This window comes from Xiashengella succiniciproducens (assembly GCF_023674465.1).
Taxonomy (GTDB): domain Bacteria; phylum Bacteroidota; class Bacteroidia; order Bacteroidales; family Marinilabiliaceae; genus Geofilum; species Geofilum succiniciproducens.
In genome coordinates this window covers 2,264,378-2,288,134 of sequence record NZ_CP098400.1, presented here as the reverse complement: position 1 = coordinate 2,288,134, position 23,757 = coordinate 2,264,378, and the positions used below count along the sequence as shown (strand labels likewise).

The following is a 23,757-nucleotide window of genomic DNA, read 5'->3' as shown; positions in this document are numbered from 1 at the left end:
AAATATTCGAAATACATTTATTGAATATGAATTCCTTTTTCTGTTGCAAACGATTTTATTATCTCCTTAATTCCCTGAACCTGTCTGTAATTTTCCGTTGGTAAGTCCAGAATTATATTACTGTTGTCAACTTTAGTTATTTTGTATCGGGCAGATTTGTATTCTAGTTCCAATATTTCATTCCACGCGACAGTCTTTTCTTTCACAAAAGGATTTATTTTAATACGAATTTTTTCGGCATCAACCTGAATATATGCTTTTGCACCAAATATTTCCACTAAAGATATTCCTGCTCCTTCAATTACATGACCAATTCCAAGCGTGAGAAATATTGCAAAATAAAACCAGTCAAATATTTTTATCTCATCGTTTTCGCCAAGGTTTATAAAAATCCATGATATCGAAAAAACTATTGCAAGAATTCCAAAGATTATTCTGTATTTTGATTTTTCCTTGGTCAAAAGATTGATAGAGAATAGCATGTGATTCATTTTAATATTCTGTCAATAAGCGATTTGCTGTTTATCAACTTGGCGGTAACGGTGGCGGTATGAAATCGTTGGGGATTGCGGGCTACTTTCCTGTCCAGTTACACCAAACTTGATGCGTGGTAGAATGTTTGCATAACCACTTAATCCCCAATGTTTTATACCGCGTGTTGCCAGTAGTGTTTTATTCATTTATCTTCTTTTTGTAGAGATAATCAATCATTTGAAATATCGCCAATTTATTTTTATTCTCATGTGATATGAAATCGTCTGGCGTATTTGATTCAATAAATCTGGTTATGTCAATGTTGTTAATTGGAAAAATAAGTCCGTTTGCTTCAACAATCCAAGGTAAATACCAAGCGTTTGGCATATCATCAAAATTCGATATTGAAATCTCTTCTCCTTTTTTATTCTTAAAAGTTATTTTAATCCAATTAGTTGTGGTACTCCAGTTTCCATATCTTGTTCCCAATATATTGTTCAAAATCGTATTGTTAAATGAGTCAATTTGATTTACTGCATTTTTATAAAATTCAAAATCAATCTTGTTGTAAGGTAAACTATATCTGCTTGTTCCATGTTCATAGTCGAAAGTGTTACCCTTTTTGAAATCTTTTTCTATTAAATCAATCTTCTTCAAGTAATCATTTTTATCATTTTCGCTAATATTAAGCTCATTCACATTGATTTGACTAAATGGATTTGAATCAATTGCGTTAAGAATTCCTAAAGCAACTTTAGCTGAGAATGAATTTTTAAATTTCTCCTTGTCAGTTTTGTAACCTTGTTGTTCAATCTTTGAAGCTGAAAACGTTGAATCATTTTCTAATTTATATTCTATTACTTTTGAATTAGAATGAAAACAACCTTGACTACCTATTTCAAAACTAACCTCTTTTATAGGATTAGAAAGAAATTCTGATAATGGATGCTCAATTACGTATTTAATTAATTCTGTAGTATCATCAGTTAATTTGTACTTGTAATACTTTTGATAATATGAATCTGATATTATGGCTTCATAATCATTGATAGCTTTAAAATTTCCAATATTAAAATCTAATAAATCAATTCTGTACCAAGTTTTACCCAAGTCATCAGATTGTAAAATCTCACGACCATTAACCCCCCAAGTTTTTCTTGTTGCTTTTGCTGTCACATAAGGTGTAACAATTGGATTTTCAAGTGTATACATTGGTGTATAAAGAAATTCACTTTCGTTTACTTTGGTCAATTCAGCCCTGTGCCATGCATATAAAGTTCCATTTAATGTTTTAAGAGAAATTGGAGCACTTACTAAATTAGATTCAGATGTCCAATTTGAAACGAAACTGGAATCAAGAAGATGCACTTTCAAATCCCTGGAAATCGCAAACAGTTTATTTGACGATTTATCATAGGAAAAATCAATCATATCTGAAAGCTCATTCCATTGAATAGAATCCAGTTTTGACCAAAAAATAAGGTTTTGTTGATTGATTATTATATTGTTCCCGAAAATTTGAGCTTTATAAATAGTCGGTCTTATATTTTTGTTGGTTCTTACATATTTCTTTTGGTCTAAAGGACTCGGTATTTTTGTCCATGTTTTACAATTGTCTTCAGTTAGATAAATTCTGTTCCAGAAATCCCCGACAATACCTTTTTTTGTATTCTCAAAATATATAGTGTTTATCCTCATGTTTCCAGTTGACTCAATTTTATCAAATGATGTCCATGTTTTACCGAAATCATTGGAATAATAAATTAACTGAGAATTTCCGCTCATCCAAGCATTTCCATCATAGTCAATGTAATTTGCGTCAATCCAACTGGATTTCCCAAATTTTACTTCTTGCCAGTTTTTACCACCGTCATTTGTCCAATAGATAAAATCTTGTTTTCCATCTTTTTGAATAAATCCAGAAATATATCCAGTATCACGATTAAAAAAGCTTGCTCTTTCAAATGTTCGCCCAGAAACTAAATCATATTCATTAGTCTTAAAAGTTCCGTATTTCCAAGGTTTATCAAAACCCTCACTAAAATAAGTGTCACCGGTTTTTGTCGCAATCCAAAAAGTAGAATCTTTTGAAATGCAAAATTCTTCAGTAGCTCCTCTAATTTCTAATATTGCTCTATAGTCCTTTTGCGAGAATAAATTTGAGGTCGCAAATATTAAAATCAATGTGAGTTTTGTATATAATTTCATTTTCTTATTGAGTGTTATTCTGAGCACTGCGGTTTCTTAACATTACTGGCAACGGTCACATGTATGAAATGTTTGGGGATTGCGGGCTTCGTAACTGTCTGCCGTTACAAAAGCTAATACGGGGCAGAATGCTTCAAGTAACCACTAAATCCCCAAATATTTTATACATGATGTTGCCGCCTGGTTGGTATTTTTTTCCAAAATCTAAAGTGTTAGGTAATTGTTTTATAGGGTCTACTTTTATAACCAGATTCAAGCAAGGTTCATTTCAAGAGATTCAAAATACTCTCTTATAAGACTGCGTTTTGGTAAAAATGTATAATTCAAGTTGATTGTCTTTGTTTCATCCGTTTTTAATAAGATATTTATCTCATTATCAATAATTTTCAGAGCTTTGATTTCATCTATTCTGAATTTTTCTGGATGTTTGTTTTTTGGGAAGTGATATGATATCTCATAGTTATTCCACGAGATGAAATATCTTTTGAACTTTAAGTTGCTGTTCGAAAGGAAATACATTGCAATTCCTTGAATCATTAGAAACAAATTGTGCCATAAGCTAAGTTCAAATAGTTGCATATGCCACCTTGAAAACTTAAAAATCAGACCTATTGTCCCAATTGCAAAAAGTAATACTGACAATGCCCTAAAGAATTTTATTGAATTTTCATTTCTATCATATAGTTGGATATATGCCTCTTTCATACTTGTGGGTTAAAATATTCGAAATACATTTATTGAATATGAATTCCTTTTTCTGTTGCAAACGATTTTATTATCTCCTTAATTCCCTGAACCTGTCTGTAATTTTCCGTTGGTAAGTCCAGAATTATATTACTGTTGTCAACTTTAGTTATTTTGTATCGGGCAGATTTGTATTCTAGTTCCAATATTTCATTCCACGCGACAGTCTTTTCTTTCACAAAAGGATTTATTTTAATACGAATTTTTTCGGCATCAACCTGAATATATGCTTTTGCACCAAATATTTCCACTAAAGATATTCCTGCTCCTTCAATTACATGACCAATTCCAAGCGTGAGAAATATTGCAAAATAAAACCAGTCAAATATTTTTATCTCATCGTTTTCGCCAAGGTTTATAAAAATCCATGATATCGAAAAAACTATTGCAAGAATTCCAAAGATTATTCTGTATTTTGATTTTTCCTTGGTCAAAAGATTGATAGAGAATAGCATGTGATTCATTTTAATATTCTGTCAATAAGCGATTTGCTGTTTATCAACTTGGCGGTAACGGTTTGCAATATAACCAGTGGCGGATTGCGGGCGACATCCCTGTCAACCGTTACAAAACTTTGAGCGGAGCAGACGCTTTCAAGCTGCCACTGCGCCCGACATTGGTTATATTGCGTGTTATGCCCAGTTTTATTCCATTAATAGTTTGTCAATTTTTGTTTTTATTAAACTTTCACTTGGTCGCAGGTGAATTCCTTTTTCTATCACATTGCCTTTAGTGTCTAATAATACGAACTGGGGTACTCCGTTCATTTCAAACAGTTGGTAAAGAAACCTACTTTGGTCTGGAGTCGCCAAATAGTGACTACCTGAAATATTTAGTTCACTAATGATTGCTTTCCATTTATCTTCTTCGGAGTCAATACACAGATACACAAAAGCAACCTTGTCATTGTTCAACGTTTGCATTAGCTGTTTAGAAAAAGGCATTTCTCTTCGACAAGGACTGCACCATGTTGCCCAAATATCTAAGTATATTATTTTCCCTTTATGGTCATCCAGAATTTTGGTAATAAGTTCGTTTGCGGGTGTATTTTTTGTCAATTTCAATAATGTATTTTCTCTTGGTTGCGCATTCTCAAAATGTTTTTTTGTCTCTATATACTTGTTAATAAGAGGTTCTCTCAAAAAAGGCTGAGTTACTGTTTTTTCAAACAAAGCATAGTGTTTTTCAAAATCTTTTATTTCGCGCCTATCAAGCGTATAATAAAGCTGCCTCGCAATCAGCATTTCTCTTAACAAGGAATCACTCGTGTATTTTAAAATTATTTTGATTATTGCATCGTTTGCATTTCCTTTGTATGTCCACCTTCCATCAGGTTTAAACAACTTTCCATCATCAATCATTAATGATGAAATTCTTCTTTGATAACGACCTATAAAAATAATTGATTTTGAGTTGCTCAGGTCACTAAGAGAAAGTTCAATATTCATAAAATCATAAAAAGATGACGGTACAATAGTGTATTCATCTAATTTATTAAAACCAGCATGGTCATATGGATAAAGGGCAAGCCAATTGTAATAATCAAAGTCAACTTCCTTTTTAATCCAGTTTTCTAGTTCTTTGGAGACACCTTGCCTAATAAATTCATTGGCAGCTTCTTTTTTTAAACTCCTAAGGCTATCAAGCAAGGCTGTAAATTTATCTGAATTATACTCCTTCTCATATTGACAATATTGTTCCCAAGGGATAAATATTTCTGAAATTAAAGCATAAAAAGCAATCAAACTTTCGTTGTCAGACCTGCTTCCTGCAAACTGAATGCTTTTTGCCAGTTCGTTTTTGTCAGATATCATATTTGCATCAAATACAATATGGATACTATCTGTGGGGTGAATTATGATAGGAAAGGCGTTATCTCCATATCTAACTAAAATGTCTTGTGGATAATACAACTTGAATTTAATTTGAAAATTGCCAAAACTATCGACTAAACTCACATAAGACAATTGTTCCCCAGAAAGTAATTCATTGACATAAACTGTTACGGTATTATATTCAGATGTTTGATTTAGAACTTTTCCGGTAATAAAAACCGGTTTAGAAGTCATTTGAACGGGCTTTAATTCAACTTCTGAACGACAAGAAATCAAAATAGAAAATGTTAATAGAATAAATACGAGTTTTTCAAGATTAGTTTTCATTATTTCAAAAGTTATTGATTAAGGGTTTGGTTCTTAAATTGGGCATAACGTGTGGCGATATGGTGCGTGGCTAATCGTCTTGGCATGTATTTTCTGGCCGTTAAGAATACTCTACGGTGAATGAAACTTGCAGTAAATATGAGATTTAGCCATGCACTATAACGCGTGTTGTGCCGACGTACTTTATTTTAATCTCCATTTTACAATTCCCTTTTATCAGTCTTTTTATTGCCATATATATCAACATTTTCTGATTTTGAATATTGTTTCCAATCTCTTAACAACTTATTAAATTCATCAGTATCACAATATTCAAATCTTTTAAGGGCATAATACATTCCTGTTATTGAAACATCATTAAATCTTGAGCGATGTCGTTTTTGGCAATTCGGACACCACATCATAGGGGGTTGAATGTTCAATTCTTTCCGAATCTGGCGTAATTTCTCATTCAAATCGGTAACTAAACTAAAATGCTGTTCAATGGAATAATTTGAATTCCACTTATTCTTAAGAATATCCTTTAATTCTGGAAACCAAGTAGTATGTGCTTGTCCTGCTGGCATAATTAGTCAAATTCCTTTTCAATATCTTTTTGTTCCATTTCTTCGTGGGTTACTCCATAAGGATATCCTCCGCTTGTATACCCAATAATCATTGCAAAATGCTCATCACTTTCAATTTCACAAAAGGCATTTAATTCATTCTCTCGCTTTTTCTTAAATGCAAGTCTTTGCTGTTTAAGTGATTCCATAGATTGACGCAACTGTCTTTCATATTCATCCGAAATTTTAAATCCTAGCAATCTTAATTCTTTAACTGCACAAATTTTGTCAACGGAGTACTTTTTTGAATATCCCTTAACAATATTATTCCCTGAATATGTTTTTATCCAATCCTTTGCAGATTGAAGTCTATATTTTCTATCAGGAGTTTTTTTCATTTATTTACATCATTGCAGGTCTTTTCTAGTATGCGGCACAACGGTAAATTGTATGAGTAGTGGCAGATTGCGTGATAATTCCCTGTCAAAACACTACGCAGTTTGAGCGGGCTACAAACCTTGATATTTACCACTTCGCCTGCCATTACTTATACAAAATGTTGTGTGCTGGCTTTATTCAAATTTTATACTTGTTTGATTTTCAGTCTTTGTTACATATATAAAATCAGGATTTAGGTTTTTATCTGAATAGATAAGATTTCCATTATAATAGGCTTCATTTATACTCGCACAATAGTCTCTTCCAAAACAATCTGTAGTAAAAGAATATTTAACTAAAATTGTATCTATATCATTGTTTTCAAAATGCACAAAAGTTTTGTATTCTCTAATGTTGTTGTAGACTTACCCCTTATCAGACAACTACAAAATAGACATTTTTTTTCTTGAACCATATTTCTAAATGCTTTTTCAGTGAGCTGAGAGGTTCTGTCAAGGGCGGCTGAGGAACGAAGCCGTTTATATACCCTTGACAGGTTCTGGCAGCGAACTTTCTTTGCTATTTAAAATATGGTGGTTATACTCGTTTTTAACATAATCTAAGGGAGATTTACCTCCCAATGATTTATGTGGATGAAATTCATTATAATCATCCATCCATTCTGAGACCAGATGTCTAACCTCAGATAGGTCATTAAACAAGTATGCATCGAGAATGTCCTCTCTGAAAAAGCGGTTAAATCTTTCAATATATGCATTTTGGGTTGGTTTTCCAGGTTGAATGAATTTTAACTTAATTTCGTTGTCTTTTGCCCATTTCTGCAGAGCATTAGAGATAAACTCAGGCCCATTATCAACTCTTATTTTCATAGGTTTTCCTCGCCAGAATATGATTTCATTAAGCACTTTTATTACACGTTCTGCTGGTAAAGAGAAATCCGACTCAATGGCCAAGGCTTCTCTGTTGTAATCATCAATAATATTTAATACTCGGAATCTACGGCCATAAATCAAGCTGTCACTCATAAAATCCATAGACCAAGTATGATTGATGCCATTGGGTTGCTCCAGTGGTTCTTTTATACGAGCAGGCAACCTTCTTTTTCGTTTTTTGCGTAGGTTTAGCTGTAGCAAGCGATAGACTCTCAATACTCGCTTGCGGTTCCATCTATAGCCTTCTTGGCGTATTCGACCATAATATTCATCAAAGCCACGCGTTGGAAGTTTCTCTGACAGTTCTTCCAACTTGTTGATGACTTCAACATCGTTTCGTTTGCTTTCATAATACCACATGGAGCGATGCAATCCAATCAATCGGCACGCCCTGCCGATGCCGATCAAGTATGTGGAATGCAAGTATTCGGCTCGCTCTTTTTTCTCGCAGGGCTTTAAAACTTTTTTCCAAGCAAATCCTTTAGCATCAAGTTATCTAAACTCTGATCTGCATACATCTGCTTGAGTTTACGGTTTTCTTCCTCCAGTTCTTTTAAACGTTTTAACTGAGAGGCTTCCATACCAGAATACTTCTTGCGCCAATTATAAAATGTAGCCTTGGCAATGCCATGCTCGCGACATATCGTTTGAGCATCAATACCACTTTCATACTCCTTTAGAATTTTTACAATTTGGCTTTCTGTGAATCTTGTTTTTTTCATAACTCTGTTTTGACTGCTTAAAATTAATAATTTGTCTAATTTTAAACTGTCCGATTTTCAGGGAAGGCTACATTGTCAAATCCATACACGATTGTTTCCCATATGTTTCTGCCTATTTCAGAATCGTAAAACAAGGTATTTGCGTTTCCATTAAAGTATATTTCATTATTGTAATTGGTAATATCATCATTTGATATTTCTGAATATTTGTCTTGGAAACTAATAGGATAAGTTTGAATATTACTATTATCTATCAAATCCTCATTGTCATTATTTAAGAAAACGAATTTCATTCCTAAATTGGTGACAAATTCAGATTCTGTCCTTTCGATATTTGTATTTTCTTTTTCACAACTTGCGAATGAAACGATTGCAATTAATAAGGTAATAATTTTTCTCATAATTTCTGATATTTAAATTAATGTCTAATGTTTGATGCTTTTTACAGTATTATGGTTGCGTGGCTTGCACACAACGGCGGCGGTATGTTGCGGGCGGCATTAGGAATTGCTTCACTTTCTGCCGTTACAAACCTTAATAGGAACTGCAAACCAACATGCACGCACTTCACCGCCGACTGGAATATACCGCATGTTGGCCACAGTTATTTTTCTCTATCAATGTTTTAATCTCACTATATGTCGATTCTGTTACGGATTTTTCTTTGAAATTAATTATTGTTTTCTCTCCGTTTCCTTTTGAAATAATCAAATATGGAGGCTTTTCTGACTGAATAAGCAAGCGACTTTTTCCAAATTCATTGAGGTCGAAAAATCCTTTCTTAACCGTTCCAAAACTAAATCCATTTGTCCGCATTTTTATTTCAGGAAGGTTATCTACCAGTTTGACATTGTCTATCTCGGCAATTTTAATTTCTATTCCATACATTCCTGAAAATTGAACTGATTCTTTGCTAAAAATCACCTTTGAAGGAATAAATCCATAAGTTATAAGTCCAATCACGAGTATGAATACCAATCCAAGAATAAAATAAGTAAGTTTAGTTTTCTTATTCTTGTTCTGGTCAAATCTCTGTGCTTTAATCACCAAAATAGTCACCCCAACTAAAGTAACTAATGGCAACATTGAATTGGCAATCAGTGTAAAACCAATCCATTTGAATAAATAATATCCTATTATAATTGATATTCCAATCGCAATTAGTCCATTGCGCATAAAAGTTGATAAACCTTCAATGTCAACATTTTCCTTTTGCTCTTTGGACATAGTGTTATATCCAGCAATCAAATCAGGTACGGATTTAACTAAGAATCCAATGCCAATCATGAATAATCCAACAATCAAATTTAGTATTTCCATTGTCTGTCAGTTTTTTATAATTGTGGCCAACGTTTTACAATATGGCAAGTTGGGGATTTTGGAACGCGTCTTTATCCACCGTTGATGAAGCCGATTTGTAAACAAAAAGTTGACGTAACCTACTCAGCCCCAATTTGCTATATTGTGTGTTAGCGGCTGTGGTTCTCATTCCAATCTAGTTTTATTAATCTTTCACCATCAATTATAATAACTGATATTTCTTTATCTCTTGCTGTACCATAATGGTCTAAATTCATTAAAGTGTAGTTTTCATACTTATTTGTCACTGGGTCATGAGTATAAATCTCATTATCAAAAAGAGGATTTACAATCTGAATGTCATTTCCAACAATCTCTGCAAGAAAAGTCATTTCATTTAAATGAACCATATATAATTGTCTATCCTTGTAACTGAAAGTAGAAAATAATTGAATTCCCCAATAATCGAGTATTGTTTCATACGCCTTTGATGAATCTGTATATCCTAAGGCTTGTCCATTCTTTGTCTTATTAATCTCCGCTTGTTTTGCTTGAGTTAATTTACGAGGGTCTTTTACCTCCTTTATCTCTGTAGAACCAGTCATATGCCCTAAATGTGCTAGAACTAAATAACTATCTCCTTTTTTTAGAACAGAATTAGCACAAGTAGATTCAGTAAAATAAGTTTCTCCGTTATTTTTATCAAAGAAGTAAACAGTTCCTCCCCATTCTCCATGGCAATCACCAAACACAACAAAATCACTATCCTCAAATAGTTTTGGCTGACTCTTCAGTGGAAAGTCTGTTTTATTACTAATCCAATCAGTACCATTCCAGATGAAAATTGAATTTCCAGATATTGCTCCTAGCTTATCATTTATAATCCAGTGATATTTGAATTTACGAGTATTTAGTTTTGTCTCAAAATCCAAGTCTCTTTCAAAGTTGGATAATCTATGACAAACAAATTTTCCATTACGGAATAATGACAGTAATCTGTTATCATATATTACAGAATATGAAACTGGGTAATTAACATAATTGTTATCATAATCGCCGAAATCATCTGTAAAATATGGATTTTTAATTACTGAATGAAAAGTTTTAAATGCAATCGGATTTTCACTAATCGAAACATTAAAGTCTTTTGTCTGATATAAAAATGTTGTATCAATCGAGTCTTTAAGTTCTCCTGAAAAAATGTTCCAACCTTTAGTTTCTTTAAAACGACAAGTTATCTTATCAAATGATACTGAATCTGTTTGGGAATCAACTTGTCCAAACACTGAACAGTTTATCAAAATCGAAAATGCTATGTATAAATATTTTCTCATATGTTCCTGGTTATATGCAGTGCGCCCATTGCCGCTAACGGTTTGCGGTATGAAAAGTTGCCGTTGCGAGTGCGTCTATTGTCAAGTTACAACTGAAAAAAAGCGGCCTGCAAATATTGAAAATACTACTGTCCCGGCAATTTTTTATAACGTGTGTTGTGTTTAGTTATTTCTACAAATCTATATCTTCTTTCAATTCATTTGGATTATCTGGGTCATAAAAATAAAGAACACCTTCGTCCATTTTTGACATATCTGGAATCTTATATTTCGGTCCTTTTGTTGAAAATGATGAACAAAATTTCTTACTTGTTCCAATTCGATATTTATCGGGCAGTCCAACCAAATCGAATTTATTACATCCTTGAATGCCATCATATTCTTGATAATATTCACATACTATACAATCAGCCCATATTTCTTTTATTACAGTCACAATCTCTTCTTTAAAACCTTTCTAATTTTGTCTCCAATATCAGTAATATATGCTCGGGTTTCTCCACCTTCAACTATATATTTGTCAGAAGCTTTCCAATCATCTTGGTCTCTAACGCTAACTTCTTCTGTATATGTTTCATAAAGACCAGTACCTTCATAGTCTCCGATTTCATTTGGTTCTAAAACTGTCCTGTCGTCCTTTATGAAATCAACCAAATCTCCAATGTAAATCCGCTCAATCACTTTCGCACCCCTTAAAAAATCAGGGTAGTCAATTTCTCTTTCTAAATATCCAGCAAATAACTTTGAAACATATTGGGCATTTTCATGGTCATCACACTTATCAATTATATATAAAAGCTTTTCACCAACCTTAATTCTGAATTTTTCAGATGAATCAATCTTATCAATCATCTTCTTTCTGTCTTTAATGCTAACATTTTCAAGCTCTGATAAGAAGGAAATTACTTTTTTAAGAAATAATAAATCCGTTATTTTAATCGAAGTTTTTCCCAGTCCAACGATAGTTCCAATAACTGGTATGTCCTTAAGTAATCCATCTTCTAGCATGCTATCAGAAAGAGTTTCAGCAATTCCAATCGAAACATTTTGGAGGTTACTATCTTTCAGTGTCTGTCCAAATGAATTTGATATTTTCTTAATTCCATTCATCTTCAAGTCTATTTAAATCTGTGCAGGTGGTCTCTCATAATTAAACACAACGGTGGTGGTATGAAATGTTGCCGGGTTCGAAGCGATTCCTTATCAAGATACACTGAACTTTAATAGATGTGAAAACCTTGAAACATGAACTGCACCGGCAATTTTTTATACCACATGTTATGCCGTCGTGCTTTATTTAATAATACTCTTTCTTTCAACCTTATCTTGAACTCTCGTAAAATGAATAGAAAGTTTCAATAAAAATAAATATGCTCCATAATCACTTAGAGTAAAAATCCTATTAGATGAAATTTTATCTCTTTCAATTAGAGTGTTAGGCATATTATTTACTCTGTCAAGAAAGACGATAGATTCTTCTAGTTTTCCATCAAACTTTGGAAGATAAAAAATTTGAGTAATCTCTTGTTTTTTTATTGCATTTATGTGGTCAGTAATCTGTTCTTTAGTTTTTTTTGAATTATTAAGAAGCGTTTGTCTATATTTTTCTAAACTAAAAATTGGTGCATAAACAATCTGAGAAGGAAAATTTCTCTCGTTTTGTAAATCAATATCACATGTATTTGATAAAATAATACCAGGTACTGGTTTTATTTCAGATTTTGGGAGGTTCACAACTAACAGATTGTTTAAGCCATCACCTTGATATATTATTTTGGTATCATGTAGATATGTAGTATACAATCTCTCATCAATATTATCAGGGAAATCTTTAAGACCTTTAAATAATTCCCGGTCAGATTCTGCTGACAAGAATTTAGGCAAATAGATTTTAATTTCATCTAAATTCATATCAGTTCCCAAAAGTTATCATTAACGATATCTACAAACTCGCTATCAATGTCTTTTGTATTTTGGAGAACCTTTTTAGAAAAATCAATTATTGTCTGTAGCTTTTCCATACTTTCGTCTTGTAGCTGGTAATCAACCGACTGATTAAATGCAAAATCTTTCCAATCTGCAATATTGTTTTGAAAACTATAATTATGATTCATTTTAGGTATCAGATTGTCAGAATCATAAGATAAACTTATTACACTTGAACTAATAGTCGCAAGTAAAACAATATTAGCTAATGAATTATAAGTATTTGTTCCCATATCTAATACGTTGGATTGAGTGTGTTTAAAAATTCAGGTTTCAATAAACTGTAAAACAATTCCTTTTCTTTTAAATGCCCGGCATTTATAAGTTCAGTTTTTCTTGAAAAGAATACATCTAAATTTTTAGTTACAAATGTGTCTATATCAATTATTGAGCCAAGTTTTCCATTAATAATAGCATTATTAGCTACTTGTAATGTACTGCTGAATTCTCCCTGTTCAATTTCAGTTCTTACAATTGTATTCTTATAAAGTATATCATCTGCTCCTATACACACCTTAAGATTAACCTTTTCAAAAATATTAGTTTCAAAGAAATTAATATACCTAATACCAATTCTTTCAATTACATTGATAATCCCGACACTTTCAATTTTAGTAAGCGCATCGAAAATGATTTTAGAAAATAATTCCCAACCTAAATATTTCGGGAAAGAACTAATTGAAATTACATCAGGTCCGATTTGAATAACAAAATTTTCATTTGAAATTTTGTAGTAAGGTTTATATTTCAAATTTGGGTCACTTGCTCTAACGACATCGGGTAGTTGCAAAATCGGTAAAGTCTCAACTTTTTGAAATTCCTTTTGTAATACACTATAAATTAATCCAAAAACAGCATTGGCATTAATTTTAGAAGTGAACCTTACTTCAAGTAACGCGTCTACAATTGGACAAGGATTTATGTTTTTAGGCAGATTCATGCTAATTTTTCTACAAATTTAATCTTTTTGAGTCCTAATTTAAAAAATTATACTAACAAACAATGAACAATCAATCGTTAAGTGTCGCAGTCTTTTTTTAGCATGCGGCATAACGGATGGCAATATGGCATGAAGCGGATTGCGAGCGATTCACTAGCAAACTGAGATGAAGTTGAAACGGGGCTAACCCCGTTCCAATTAAGCAATTCACCGCTTTTTGCTATATTGCGTGTTATGGGCAGTTTATGTTAATTTATTGAATCTAATCCAACATAATTTGGCCCATCATATTCTAACTGATATTTATATTTAACCAAAGTATCCCAATCATATCTTAAATCCCTTAAGAAAAGGGTATCATTTTGGAAATAATACTCTTCAGTGTGTTCCCAAATTCCATTTCTAAATCGCTTTTTAGAATGTATGAGATTATTTTTACTAGTACGTTCTTCAACATACCATATTCCATCAATATCTTGATATGATAATTCATTTGTTTTGCTATTAATAAAACCAACAGTACTACCACAATACCCCTGAGAATCAAAAACCAATGGATTATCAGCTTCTTCCCTAAGAAACTGTAAACGAATCCATGTCCCGAATAAGTTACTGTCCCTATAATCATTTGTATCAGGAAAATATTCCTTCTCGCATGCGAGAAGGAATACTAAACTTAAAATCAAAATACAATTTTTCATGATTATTTGATTTTGTGTTTTTCAACAACATGGTCTGATAAAAGAATATCGGCAGGTGCAATTGTTGGCATCCAACGAGCTAACAGGCGATGAATGTTAAATCCTTCCCTGTCAAACGAACGCCATGTAATTGTTGTGCAAATAAAACAACTTGTTCTGCTTTTAGCTGTTATAAAATCCCAACCCGAACAATAAGGCTTTCCAATTTGGCTTTCAGCGTAGGCAATTACTTTGTCTGCATCTGGGTAAACTGTTTTAAATCCACTTTTAAAACCTCTCCATTGCCATTTTCTTTTTTTAACATAGCATAAATGAGCTTTGCAATTCCAATGTGTGTTAACATTTTCGTCTATTACACCTCTCCCATTCTGTGAGCTTATAGTAACACCATCACCATATATAGATGTCGGTAAATTTGATTTAGTTTGTTTAATTATACTAACATGTCCAGGAGGATATTTACCAATGCCTACATATTTTGTAATAGCGAGTGGGTCATAATAAAAAAGATAAGCAGAAAGCCAAACAGAACCCGGTAAGTTAATTAATACATTACCCCTATCAGCATGGCTTCTCAATTGTTCTAATACTTTACTTGGATCGACATAATCGGGATGACTTGTTGAACTCTTCAGTGTGCTTGATAGTTCTGGTTTTTTTTGTAATAGTTCATTGGCATATGTTTCACTCTTTTCCTTAATCCGCTCAACAACTCTTGAGCTAATCATTCCATAAAGTTCGTTTTGTGATAATTTGGCTACTGAACTTTTTAATTTAGTTGTGTCAGAATTACCCAATTCTTCCATTACTTCATCAAAGGCATCGTTTTGTATCTGAACATATTCCTCCAATTCTTTTCCGATAATAGAATCATTCAACTTAGGTGTCATATCGGCAGCACAAGCAGTAACCCAATGGTCTAAAAATATTTCTCTGTCACTATCCGATAAATCAAAAAAAGAAATTTGAGAACCAGATTCATCTACAATTTCTAAATTAGCAAATTCTTCAACAATAGGGTTTAATAAACTGTCAGTGTCTTCACTTGATGAAGATTTAAGCCTGCTCACGTGGATACTTTTTAAGTCAGAAGTTGTAAGGCTTATGAATTTTGCCATATTGCCATAATACCTTTTTGCTTCGCTGTTAAGTTTTGAAACATTAATATCGCTAATCAATGTTTCATCTCCAACAATGTTTTTGCCGACTTCTTCTTTTTGGCAACTGCCAAAGACAATTACTACTATAAATAAAATCAATAATTTTTTCATCATCTGTAAATTTAAAAGGTTTTTACTGTTTTTAACTAATTATTTGGAATTTTTATCACTCCATTTTATTCTCATACTCGGGTGGTCAGCCCATAATTGACCGCTATGCTCATTTTTAAAATTGCCCATAACGGTCGCGTGTATGAAACGTTGGGGATTGCGGGCTACTTTCCTGTCGAGTTACACTGAACTTGATTCGGGGCAGAATGCTCACATAACCACTTAAACCCCAATGTTTTATACACGATGTTGGCGGTAGTTTTTTTTATAATTCTCTAAATATTCTTTTTTCTGTTATACAATTATTGTCAAGTTTTGATGTTAATTCCCCAGTAAAACCAAAATAGTTCAATGGTAAAATTAGCCACTCATTGTCTCTTTCGGCATTTAAAATAGCTTGCTGAAAATCAGATTTTGAATCGTATTTATTTTTTAGATATTCAAAAGAATCAACGAGCAAAATTTTAAAACGTGGATAAAATTCTTTGCAAGTTGGGAGAAATTCGGCATAATACAGCCCTTTGCTGTATTCACGAATAGTTTCTTGAAGTAAAGTAGAAAAGTCGAAAGTTAAAATACTAAAATCCCATTTTTCATGAAAATCATAAATCTCTTCATAAACAGCACTTTCACTTGCGTAGTAAAATGCCTTATCTTCATTAGCTGTAAAAGACAAGAAATGAGTCTTAGACCAACCAATGCCAATATGTTTATTTATTAATTGATTAAAATCTGATGTGAATATCTCCTTACCATTACCACCATTTGATAAATTAGTTAGTAATACTCCACTTGAAATTGTTTCTCTTAATTTTCGTTCGTTTTTTCTGTCAGAATCACCACGATATAAGAATCTTGGATTGGGTAATGAGTTACTCATGATATTATTGGATTCTGTTTGTTGTTAAAAAGTCATTTTTAATTTTAATTGTTTTGAATAATTGTTTGTTAATAATTATTTGGCAAGAAATGTCAGCTTTATAGATACCATAGGCACTTGTATAGCCTACGCTACTTTGAAGTGATGATTGTCTGGATAGTCCTGCTTGTAAAGGAGCGTCTGAATAACCCTGAAAATAATCAGATGCCTTACTCCATTCTTCACCTTTTTTATTGTCGACAAATATTGCTTCCATTTCAATTTTTTCTGTAATTGGCTCAGAAGAAATATTTTTCCATTTCATTATTACCATTGGTTGATAAAGTAACTGGTAACTATTAAAATCCCTGTATTCATAAAACCCTGTTTTATATTCAACTAATTCAAGCTTTTCGATTGCAGGAATAATTTTTTTACCACTATCATCAAAGTCGTATTCTTTTACTTTTGTTCCAGCTTCAAAAACGATTTCCTTTGATTGAATTCCTTTGTCATTATATTCTTTACTTAATCCATTTTCTTTGTTGTCTTTAAACTCAATCGTTGCTCCAAGCTGTCCGTTTTCAAAATAGTATTTTACTGTACCAGTAATTAATCCATTTGAATCATATGGATATTCTGCACCAATAGAACCATTTGGATAATAATCATACCCTTTATTTATGCGTTTTCCATCCGCTACTTCTCTTACTGATTTTTTAAACTTCTTAGCTGTTTTAGGGTCAAGTTCATAGAAAACAACTGTTCCAGATACTTTTTCTCCGTTGTCTTTAAATGTGTATATTTTTGTTGAATCATTTACATCAACCTTTTCACCGTCAATTTCAGAATTCAATAGATTACAACCTGTCATTAAGAATGCAATCCCAATTAATTTAAATAGTGTTTTAATCATAATTGTATGTTTTATCGTTCGTACTGTGTTTCTTAAAATTACCGCCAACGGTGGCAATATGGCCAGTGGCGCTTTGCGGGAGACATCCCTGTCAACCGTTACAAAACTTTGCGCGGTACAGAGGCTTTCAAGCTACCACTGCGCCCGCCATTGGTTATATTGCGTGTTGGCGTTTCGTTGGTTTTTATTTCACGGTATTCATTAATTTTATTTCTTCAAACTCTCGCCTGCCATATACTTATTATCCTTAGTAAATACGAATATTCCCAATAGTAGATAGTAAAACGATTTGTAAACAGGTAAATCACTATGTAACTTCATTTTTAAAAAAAATTCGATGGGGCGCAGCCCAATACCCCAAATAATCAAATAGTCAAAGTGTCTTAATCCCTCAAGCAACGGACAGAGAACCCTAACTCCTTACTGTAGTCGAGGTACCTGGTCACATTGCTGTAATCGAAGTGCATGGACCGGTACCAGGCGCCATCGGTATCGTACTCAGTAGCACTCCACCAGCCACCGTAGCCGCCAATGCTGCCGAACGTCCCATCGAGGCCACGGTAGCCACCCGGAAGGGCTGTGAAGCCAGTTTCGTTGGTTGCTCCGGTGTTGGGGTCATACCATAAACCTGTTCCTGCTTCAATAGTTCCTGTTGCTTTTAGTTTTCCTCCGGCATTTTCTCCTAAGTAATCGGTTAACTCTGTCCATTCTGCATCAGTGGGCAAATGCCAACCATCAGGGCAAACATCACAGGCTGTTTCCCAGTCGTACAGGTAACCATAAGTTTCCACATTGCTGTTGTTGTTATCGTATGCCCAGTAATTACCACTGCTGGGTTCATAAGCAAGGTTTTCTGCCATCCATTCTTGGTTGCCAATGGTTACGGTTTGGTAAACCTTGCCGTCACGTGGGTCGGTAAAAGTACCGCCGCCGCCGCTTGAAACAATCGCAACAGTAATCTCGTCTGTTTTTGTGGCGCCGGCATTGTCTTTTGCTTCTGCCTTAATGGTGTGGCTCCCTATTTCTTCCTCGGTGGTTATCCACTCATAATTATAAGGGAAGCTATTGGCAGAGCCTTTGCCCACCCCGTCAATATAGAAGCGCACTTCTGCTATGCTGCCGTCATCATCTTCCGCTTCAACTGAAATAGTTACTGTATTGCCCTGCGTTATCTCTTCTCCATCAGTAGGGGATACTATCGTACATGTGGGCGCATCATTGTCCTCATCTTTACTGCAGGCTGCAAAGCCAAAGGCTATGATACTTGCTATAAGGATTGCTAAAAATTTGTTTGTGTGTTTCATAATGTTTTTTTGTGTTAATAATTGTTAAGGTTATTTCTTTACCATGTTTGCCAACGAACAGCGGTATGTTTTTGTTGCCGATTTCGGAGCACGTCACTGTCAAACCACGATGAAGTTTGAAGCGAGCTACAACCGTTGATTTCAGCACTATTTCGGCAATAAAACATACCGCATGTTATGGGCTGGTTTTCCTTCTTTTTCTTGATTATATTTTCAAAAAGTAAGGATATTATAGGAAAGCAGCAGCTCCGCCTAAAATAGTTCCAAACACAGTTAGCAGTAAAATAATTCCTATTAAAGAAATCACTAAACCTGCAATCGCTAATCCTTTTGGTTGTTTAAATACGCCAACAAAGGATAATATCAAACCTAGTAACCAAATTATCCAACCTAAAACTGGAACCCAGCCTAAAAATACCGCTATTAAAGCAAGTACGAAACCAGCAGTTCCAACACCATTTGATTTCTTTTCCGTTTGATTAATAATTACTGTTTGTCCTGCCTGATTTGAGGAGTTTTGATTTTCGTTTGTCATAATAATGAGATTTAAATTTTCCTACTCGTATGGCTTTTCGGTATCGCCCCGTTTTTTTAATGGTAGCTGGTCTCCACTTATTATAATTTGTCGTTTGTTTCTGGAAACTTAATTCTAATTTCAGTTTTCACGAACTGTCAAACATCAATGTTGGCTGTTCTTTTATCTGTGTCATTTCGCTGTATCGTTTCTTAAACTTGCCCATAACGTCCACATGTATGAAATGATGGGGGCTTGAGAGCGACGTTATTGTCTGCAGTTAAAATATTTGCTACGGGGAGTGGAGTTGCCTATACACACATAAACCCCCAATATTTTATACATGATGTTGTGCTTTCGTGCTTATTTCTGTTTTATTATCATTTTAATATCCGCATAAATCCAAATCGAAACAAACGAAATTCCTGCTATTCCAGCAATTGTTCCGCGTAATGTTGAATTATAAATCGCAAATAGCCCTGCTGCAATTATTATCGCAGAAAGAGGATACATTAATAATCTAATTGTAATCCGTTTTAATGACCATTCGTTCTCAGGGATTTCAACAACATTTTTCAGCGGAGTCCCATCTTTCACTTCATTGAGATTCTTGAGAAAAGTCCTTATATTCTTACGATTCCAACCATATGACACAACAGAAGTCCATTTATCAGGGTCGCAAATACTGTTTGTTAATAGTCCGTCTTTTAATCTGATTATTGTAATCATTTCTCCCCAACTTCCTGTCCAATTCCATGGCCTGTTTGCTCGCAGGTAAGTTTTATTGTTTTTGTCAATTGTCCACTCCAATTCTTTTGATGTCCTCTGAACCGCCTCCTTGAATTCTTCGTCAGTATAGTCAATCAATATTTTCTTAAATCTTAGACGGTATCTTTGAATAAAAAGGAATGCAATTGCAGGAAGAATCCAAGGTAACGAAAATCTCAATAGTTCTCCAGTACTCCGAACGCCATCATAAGTCTTTGTTACATAAATTTCAAATACACTAATCAGCGTGAATATTGGAATCAATAAAAAGAAAACTACGATGAAATAATGACTTACTGTCTGCCAGAAACTTAATTTCAGTCTCTTTGTTTCTTTCATATTTTCAATCCAATCTCTATTCATGAGCAAATCTCTTTGTCGGGTAACGCAGGCGGATTGCTCCGCCCTTGTCCCCTAAGAACCGTACTTGATAGTTTCCCATCATACGGCTCAAGCTCTCTAAAGGCGGAATAAACCACCCAGCAATATATAAAAATTCAGGCTAAAACCCTGCACAACTTTCTTTTATGGATATACTTATCCCAACGTGGGTCAAAAGGATTGACCGCCCCTGCAATGAGTTTATGGCGTCTGATTTTGAAAAGGGCGAACATTCTAAGCAAGATGGTTTTCCCGTTGGAAAATTTACCAAAGAACTGCCATTTTCTGTTGCCAATTGTCATAAACAGAAGTGATACAATCTTTCTGTATCCAAGGTTGTTGTGTCTCCTGCGTGCCCAATTCCAGATGTTGCGCCACAGTATCCTGTCCAGATTGAAGAATATTCTCTTTGAACAGGCATGTTTGTGGTAATTAGCCCACCCGGTAATGACACGGTTTAGATTTCGGATTAAAACGGCCGCTTGTGAACCCCTGTGTTTAACAATAATCCCTTTGAGTTTCCCCATAACAGATTTGATGCTATCTTTGGATGGTCGCATTAGGAGTTTGTTTTTGGCATACATCCTGATGTTCTGTCCAAGGAAGTCAAACCCATCGGTTACATGGGTAATTTTGGTTTTCTCCTGCGATAATTGCAACCCCCTGTTGGCAAGAAATTCCTCAATAAGAGGTTTGACCTTGTTTTCCAGTATTTCCTTGTTGTTAGCCGTAACAATGAAGTCATCGGCATAACGAATAAGGTGGATTTTATACTTGTTGTTTTTGCGGCAGCCGTCTGGTCTTATTGAGATGCCAAAGGCTTTATCAAGCATATTTTCAAGGCCATCGAGGGTCATGTTTGCGAGGGTAGGGGATATGATTCCCCCCTGCGGAGTACCTTGCTCGGTTGGAAATAATTGTTTGTTTTCCATAAACCCGGCTCTAAGCCATTGTTGCAGTATCTTTTTGTCCATGGGGATGTTCTCGATAAGCCATTGGTGGCTGATATTGTCGAAACAGCCCTTGATGTCCCCTTCGAGTATCCAAGTAGCACTGTCCGACCGTGAAAGATGAATGAAACATCTTTCTAAGGCATCATGGCAGCTTCTAAGTAATCGGAAGCCGTATGAGCCTTTGTCGGCCAGTGTCTCGGAAACTGGTTCGAGGGCAAGAAGGTGTAAAGCTTGAAAAGCCCGGTCTTTCATGGTGGGAATCCCCAACGGTCTTTTCTTACCGTTCTTTTTAAGGATGTAAAGACGGCGAAGAGGCAATGCTTTGTAGTCCTTCCTGACTAAAGATTTGGCAGCCAATAGTTTTTGGCTTGGGGTTTTCCAGCGTATCTTATCAACGCCGGGCGTCCGTTTTCCTTTGTTTTCAGTAACTCGTTTTACCGCCCAAAGTTTGGCATGAAACGAGTGGGTTAGAATCCATTGCAGGCTTTTGGCCTTGCTGTGTTTTCCTTCCCTTATTGCCTTTGCAATACGTCGTTGTAATGACTTGACCGACCGCTCTGCTTTCTTCCAGTCAATGGCGTTCCAGTTTGAGTAGTTGGCTTTAGGCGCACAGTCCTTTATGTCGGGCTTCATTTGCATTTCCTAAATAAAAAGTCTTATTACAATTTTCTTGCAACAGAGAACCAGATGAAAGTCTGCACGGTTTTCACCGGGGGCAAATGCGGAACCCCTATCCACCTCATTACAAGGTGGCCTTCGCTTCATCCATCCTCCCATACCTGCACACCATTGTGGATTCCTCACGAAACCCCTACCATTTGCAACAATGGAGATGTACAGGCTTACCACGTTCCGTCCGTTTAACAGGGTGGGTTAGGTGCTGCCTATATACCGGAAGCTCAACATCCATGTGCTCATAGCAAACGTACTTGCATCCTGGCTTCTTACCTTTTGGTCAGAGTGTGTCAGCAACTTTCACTCTTTCGCGCATGACGGTACGTCAACGGCAGTTCATTTAATTTCACCATACCATCCAAACCAGCGCCCTTGAAAATGTTGCTAATCCTCGGGTAGCTTTGTCCCGGCAGCTTCACACCCCAACGTTACCATTGACGCATGTGCCGGTAGGTTACTCATGATGGAACATGAGGTTAAATCAGTCTTGATAATCAAAGAGCGTTTAACAGTTATTCGGACAGCCTCGTGTCGCACTTTGCATAAAGCACAACGGTTGTGCTATGAATAGTTGCCGATTGCGGGTTACTTACTTGTCAAGCTACACCAAACTTAATGCGGGCAACAAACCTTGAACAACCTACTAAACGGCAATTATTTATGAGCACGTGTTGGGCAACGTTTATTTATTGTCCAGTTTCATTTTTAAACCTATTGTTATAATAAACATACTCAAATTCAACAGGAGAGCTAACCATGCAAAAGGATTGTCAAACATATATACAATTGACAAAATCCCACTTATAGCAAGGAAAACACCAATCAATAAAATAGGTGAAGATAAAAAAGCAAATTGCTCAACCTTTTTTAGCAATAAAACAAGAATCAATCCGGACAAAATAAATGAAGTCCCGCAAATTAAACTCATATATATCATTGCGTGTAAGTCACCCGGAGTTAGACAAGCAAGTCCACCTTTTATCAATGGAGTAAATGTTGCAATATCATGGATTATTCCCAAAATTAAAACTGCAATGGCAAATATTTTACCAAGATAAATCAGTTTGTTCGTTTTCATGTGTATACCTTTTTAAAAGTGATTTAACTATTAATCGATGAAATGGTTTTACAGGTAAAAAATATAGCCAACCAAAAAAATTGTTAAACTGGACAATTGTAGATAAATATACATTAATATTAGTAGTATTTTTATCTACCATAACAGATGTCCTGAAATTTAGGTGCTTATCATTCTCGACCATTACAATTTCGTTTTCATTTCGGTCTAATACAGTAAAATATATTGCCTTACTTCCTATTGAGTAGTATGGTTCAATTTTTATATCATTTTTATCGCCAGTTTTTAGTCCAAATCCTTTAACTATAATATCTCTTAACTTCATTAAATTATCAACCCATTTGGGTGTCTTAAAGATACCCGTAGTTATTTTGTCGACAGAATAATCATTTGATGTTATCTGAATTTTATAGGTATCAGAATAGTCAATTTTTCCAAAATCATTTAAGATTAAGGATTTTTCTGGAATATTATCAAGTTTAACTACTTTTTTCATTGTTGATTGTGTCCTTTAAATGTTGCCCAACGTTACGCATATGCCTAGTGGCGGATTGCGGACGATTCAACTGTCAAACCGTGGTGAAGTTTGAGC

General features: G+C 34.5%; 27 protein-coding genes. All 27 read right to left on the bottom strand.

Features of this window, described 5'->3' with window-relative positions; translation table 11 throughout:
- Positions 1 to 17: 17 nt before the first annotated feature.
- The 27 genes from M9189_RS09590 to M9189_RS09460 all read right to left on the bottom strand — a co-directional run bounded on the left by M9189_RS09590 (position 18) and on the right by M9189_RS09460 (position 23,661).
- The gene (locus M9189_RS09590; RefSeq protein ID WP_250722720.1) at positions 18 to 482 is read right to left on the bottom strand and encodes a hypothetical protein; all 465 of its coding nucleotides are present in this window, start codon (positions 480 to 482) and stop codon (positions 18 to 20) included.
- Between the two features lie 21 nt (positions 483 to 503).
- A complete protein-coding gene (locus tag M9189_RS09585) occupies positions 504 to 680 on the bottom strand; it encodes a hypothetical protein (protein WP_250722723.1) in 177 nt (58 codons plus the stop codon).
- A complete protein-coding gene (locus M9189_RS09580) occupies positions 673 to 2,682 on the bottom strand; it encodes a WD40/YVTN/BNR-like repeat-containing protein (RefSeq protein ID WP_250722722.1) in 2,010 nt (669 codons plus the stop codon). The genes M9189_RS09585 and M9189_RS09580 overlap by 8 nt, the downstream gene beginning before the upstream one ends.
- A 252-nt stretch (positions 2,683 to 2,934) precedes the next feature.
- The gene (locus M9189_RS09575; RefSeq protein WP_250722721.1) at positions 2,935 to 3,387 is read right to left on the bottom strand and encodes a hypothetical protein; all 453 of its coding nucleotides are present in this window, start codon (positions 3,385 to 3,387) and stop codon (positions 2,935 to 2,937) included.
- A 29-nt stretch (positions 3,388 to 3,416) separates the two neighbouring features.
- Positions 3,417 to 3,881: a hypothetical protein gene (locus M9189_RS09570; protein WP_250722720.1), complete on the bottom strand. Its 465-nt coding sequence runs from the start codon at positions 3,879 to 3,881 to the stop codon at positions 3,417 to 3,419.
- Between the two features lie 189 nt (positions 3,882 to 4,070).
- The gene (locus M9189_RS09565; RefSeq protein WP_250722719.1) at positions 4,071 to 5,588 is read right to left on the bottom strand and encodes a thioredoxin-like domain-containing protein; all 1,518 of its coding nucleotides are present in this window, start codon (positions 5,586 to 5,588) and stop codon (positions 4,071 to 4,073) included.
- 200 nt (positions 5,589 to 5,788) lie between these two features.
- The gene (locus M9189_RS09560; protein WP_062129131.1) at positions 5,789 to 6,154 is read right to left on the bottom strand and encodes a hypothetical protein; all 366 of its coding nucleotides are present in this window, start codon (positions 6,152 to 6,154) and stop codon (positions 5,789 to 5,791) included.
- Positions 6,155 to 6,156: 2 nt separating this feature from the next.
- A complete protein-coding gene (locus tag M9189_RS09555; RefSeq protein WP_182206946.1) occupies positions 6,157 to 6,531 on the bottom strand; it encodes a hypothetical protein in 375 nt (124 codons plus the stop codon).
- Positions 6,532 to 7,050: 519 nt separating this feature from the next.
- Positions 7,051 to 8,186 (bottom strand): IS3 family transposase gene (locus M9189_RS09550; RefSeq protein ID WP_250722613.1). Its coding sequence is split into 2 segments (ribosomal slippage): positions 7,051 to 7,934 and positions 7,934 to 8,186, totalling 1,137 coding nucleotides; the frame shifts between segments, so codons are not numbered across the junction.
- 41 nt (positions 8,187 to 8,227) lie between these two features.
- Positions 8,228 to 8,587, bottom strand: a complete 360-nt coding sequence (locus M9189_RS09545; protein ID WP_250722718.1) for a hypothetical protein — start codon at positions 8,585 to 8,587, stop codon at positions 8,228 to 8,230.
- A 166-nt stretch (positions 8,588 to 8,753) separates the two neighbouring features.
- Positions 8,754 to 9,506: a DUF3784 domain-containing protein gene (locus tag M9189_RS09540; RefSeq protein WP_250722716.1), complete on the bottom strand. Its 753-nt coding sequence runs from the start codon at positions 9,504 to 9,506 to the stop codon at positions 8,754 to 8,756.
- Positions 9,507 to 9,655: 149 nt separating this feature from the next.
- Positions 9,656 to 10,819 (bottom strand): hypothetical protein, encoded by a 1,164-nt coding sequence (locus M9189_RS09535; protein WP_250722714.1) that lies wholly within the window; start codon positions 10,817 to 10,819, stop codon positions 9,656 to 9,658.
- 172 nt (positions 10,820 to 10,991) lie between these two features.
- The gene (locus M9189_RS09530; RefSeq protein WP_250722712.1) at positions 10,992 to 11,255 is read right to left on the bottom strand and encodes a hypothetical protein; all 264 of its coding nucleotides are present in this window, start codon (positions 11,253 to 11,255) and stop codon (positions 10,992 to 10,994) included.
- Positions 11,252 to 11,929, bottom strand: coding sequence for a hypothetical protein (locus tag M9189_RS09525; protein ID WP_250722711.1), 678 nt, complete (start codon positions 11,927 to 11,929; stop codon positions 11,252 to 11,254). Before M9189_RS09525 ends, M9189_RS09530 begins: the two co-directional genes overlap by 4 nt.
- Positions 11,930 to 12,112: 183 nt before the next feature.
- The gene (locus M9189_RS09520; protein ID WP_250722709.1) at positions 12,113 to 12,730 is read right to left on the bottom strand and encodes a hypothetical protein; all 618 of its coding nucleotides are present in this window, start codon (positions 12,728 to 12,730) and stop codon (positions 12,113 to 12,115) included.
- Positions 12,727 to 13,038 (bottom strand): hypothetical protein, encoded by a 312-nt coding sequence (locus tag M9189_RS09515; protein WP_250722707.1) that lies wholly within the window; start codon positions 13,036 to 13,038, stop codon positions 12,727 to 12,729. The genes M9189_RS09520 and M9189_RS09515 overlap by 4 nt, the downstream gene beginning before the upstream one ends.
- A 2-nt stretch (positions 13,039 to 13,040) precedes the next feature.
- Positions 13,041 to 13,745, bottom strand: coding sequence for a TIGR04255 family protein (locus M9189_RS09510; RefSeq protein WP_250722705.1), 705 nt, complete (start codon positions 13,743 to 13,745; stop codon positions 13,041 to 13,043).
- A 248-nt stretch (positions 13,746 to 13,993) separates the two neighbouring features.
- Positions 13,994 to 14,446, bottom strand: a complete 453-nt coding sequence (locus M9189_RS09505; RefSeq protein WP_250722703.1) for a hypothetical protein — start codon at positions 14,444 to 14,446, stop codon at positions 13,994 to 13,996.
- 2 nt (positions 14,447 to 14,448) lie between these two features.
- On the bottom strand, positions 14,449 to 15,720 hold the full coding sequence (locus M9189_RS09500; protein WP_250722702.1) for a hypothetical protein: 1,272 nt from the start codon (positions 15,718 to 15,720) through the stop codon (positions 14,449 to 14,451).
- A 262-nt stretch (positions 15,721 to 15,982) separates the two neighbouring features.
- Positions 15,983 to 16,597, bottom strand: coding sequence for a hypothetical protein (locus tag M9189_RS09495; RefSeq protein ID WP_250722700.1), 615 nt, complete (start codon positions 16,595 to 16,597; stop codon positions 15,983 to 15,985).
- A gap of 4 nt (positions 16,598 to 16,601) precedes the next feature.
- The gene (locus M9189_RS09490) at positions 16,602 to 17,492 is read right to left on the bottom strand and encodes a toxin-antitoxin system YwqK family antitoxin (protein WP_250722698.1); all 891 of its coding nucleotides are present in this window, start codon (positions 17,490 to 17,492) and stop codon (positions 16,602 to 16,604) included.
- A gap of 383 nt (positions 17,493 to 17,875) precedes the next feature.
- The gene (locus M9189_RS09485) at positions 17,876 to 18,796 is read right to left on the bottom strand and encodes an FISUMP domain-containing protein (RefSeq protein WP_250722696.1); all 921 of its coding nucleotides are present in this window, start codon (positions 18,794 to 18,796) and stop codon (positions 17,876 to 17,878) included.
- Positions 18,797 to 19,025: 229 nt separating this feature from the next.
- On the bottom strand, positions 19,026 to 19,331 hold the full coding sequence (locus M9189_RS09480) for a hypothetical protein (protein WP_250722694.1): 306 nt from the start codon (positions 19,329 to 19,331) through the stop codon (positions 19,026 to 19,028).
- Between the two features lie 342 nt (positions 19,332 to 19,673).
- Positions 19,674 to 20,441, bottom strand: a complete 768-nt coding sequence (locus M9189_RS09475) for a hypothetical protein (RefSeq protein WP_250722693.1) — start codon at positions 20,439 to 20,441, stop codon at positions 19,674 to 19,676.
- Positions 20,442 to 20,575: 134 nt separating this feature from the next.
- Entirely contained in the window at positions 20,576 to 22,045 is a 1,470-nt protein-coding gene (ltrA, locus tag M9189_RS09470; protein WP_250722691.1) for a group II intron reverse transcriptase/maturase, read from the bottom strand.
- A 724-nt stretch (positions 22,046 to 22,769) separates the two neighbouring features.
- Positions 22,770 to 23,165: a hypothetical protein gene (locus M9189_RS09465; protein ID WP_250722689.1), complete on the bottom strand. Its 396-nt coding sequence runs from the start codon at positions 23,163 to 23,165 to the stop codon at positions 22,770 to 22,772.
- Positions 23,134 to 23,661 carry a DUF2867 domain-containing protein gene (locus M9189_RS09460; protein WP_250722687.1) on the bottom strand — a complete coding sequence of 176 codons (528 nt, stop codon included), beginning with the start codon at positions 23,659 to 23,661 and terminating at the stop codon, positions 23,134 to 23,136. Before M9189_RS09460 ends, M9189_RS09465 begins: the two co-directional genes overlap by 32 nt.
- Between the last annotated feature and the right edge of the window lie 96 nt (positions 23,662 to 23,757).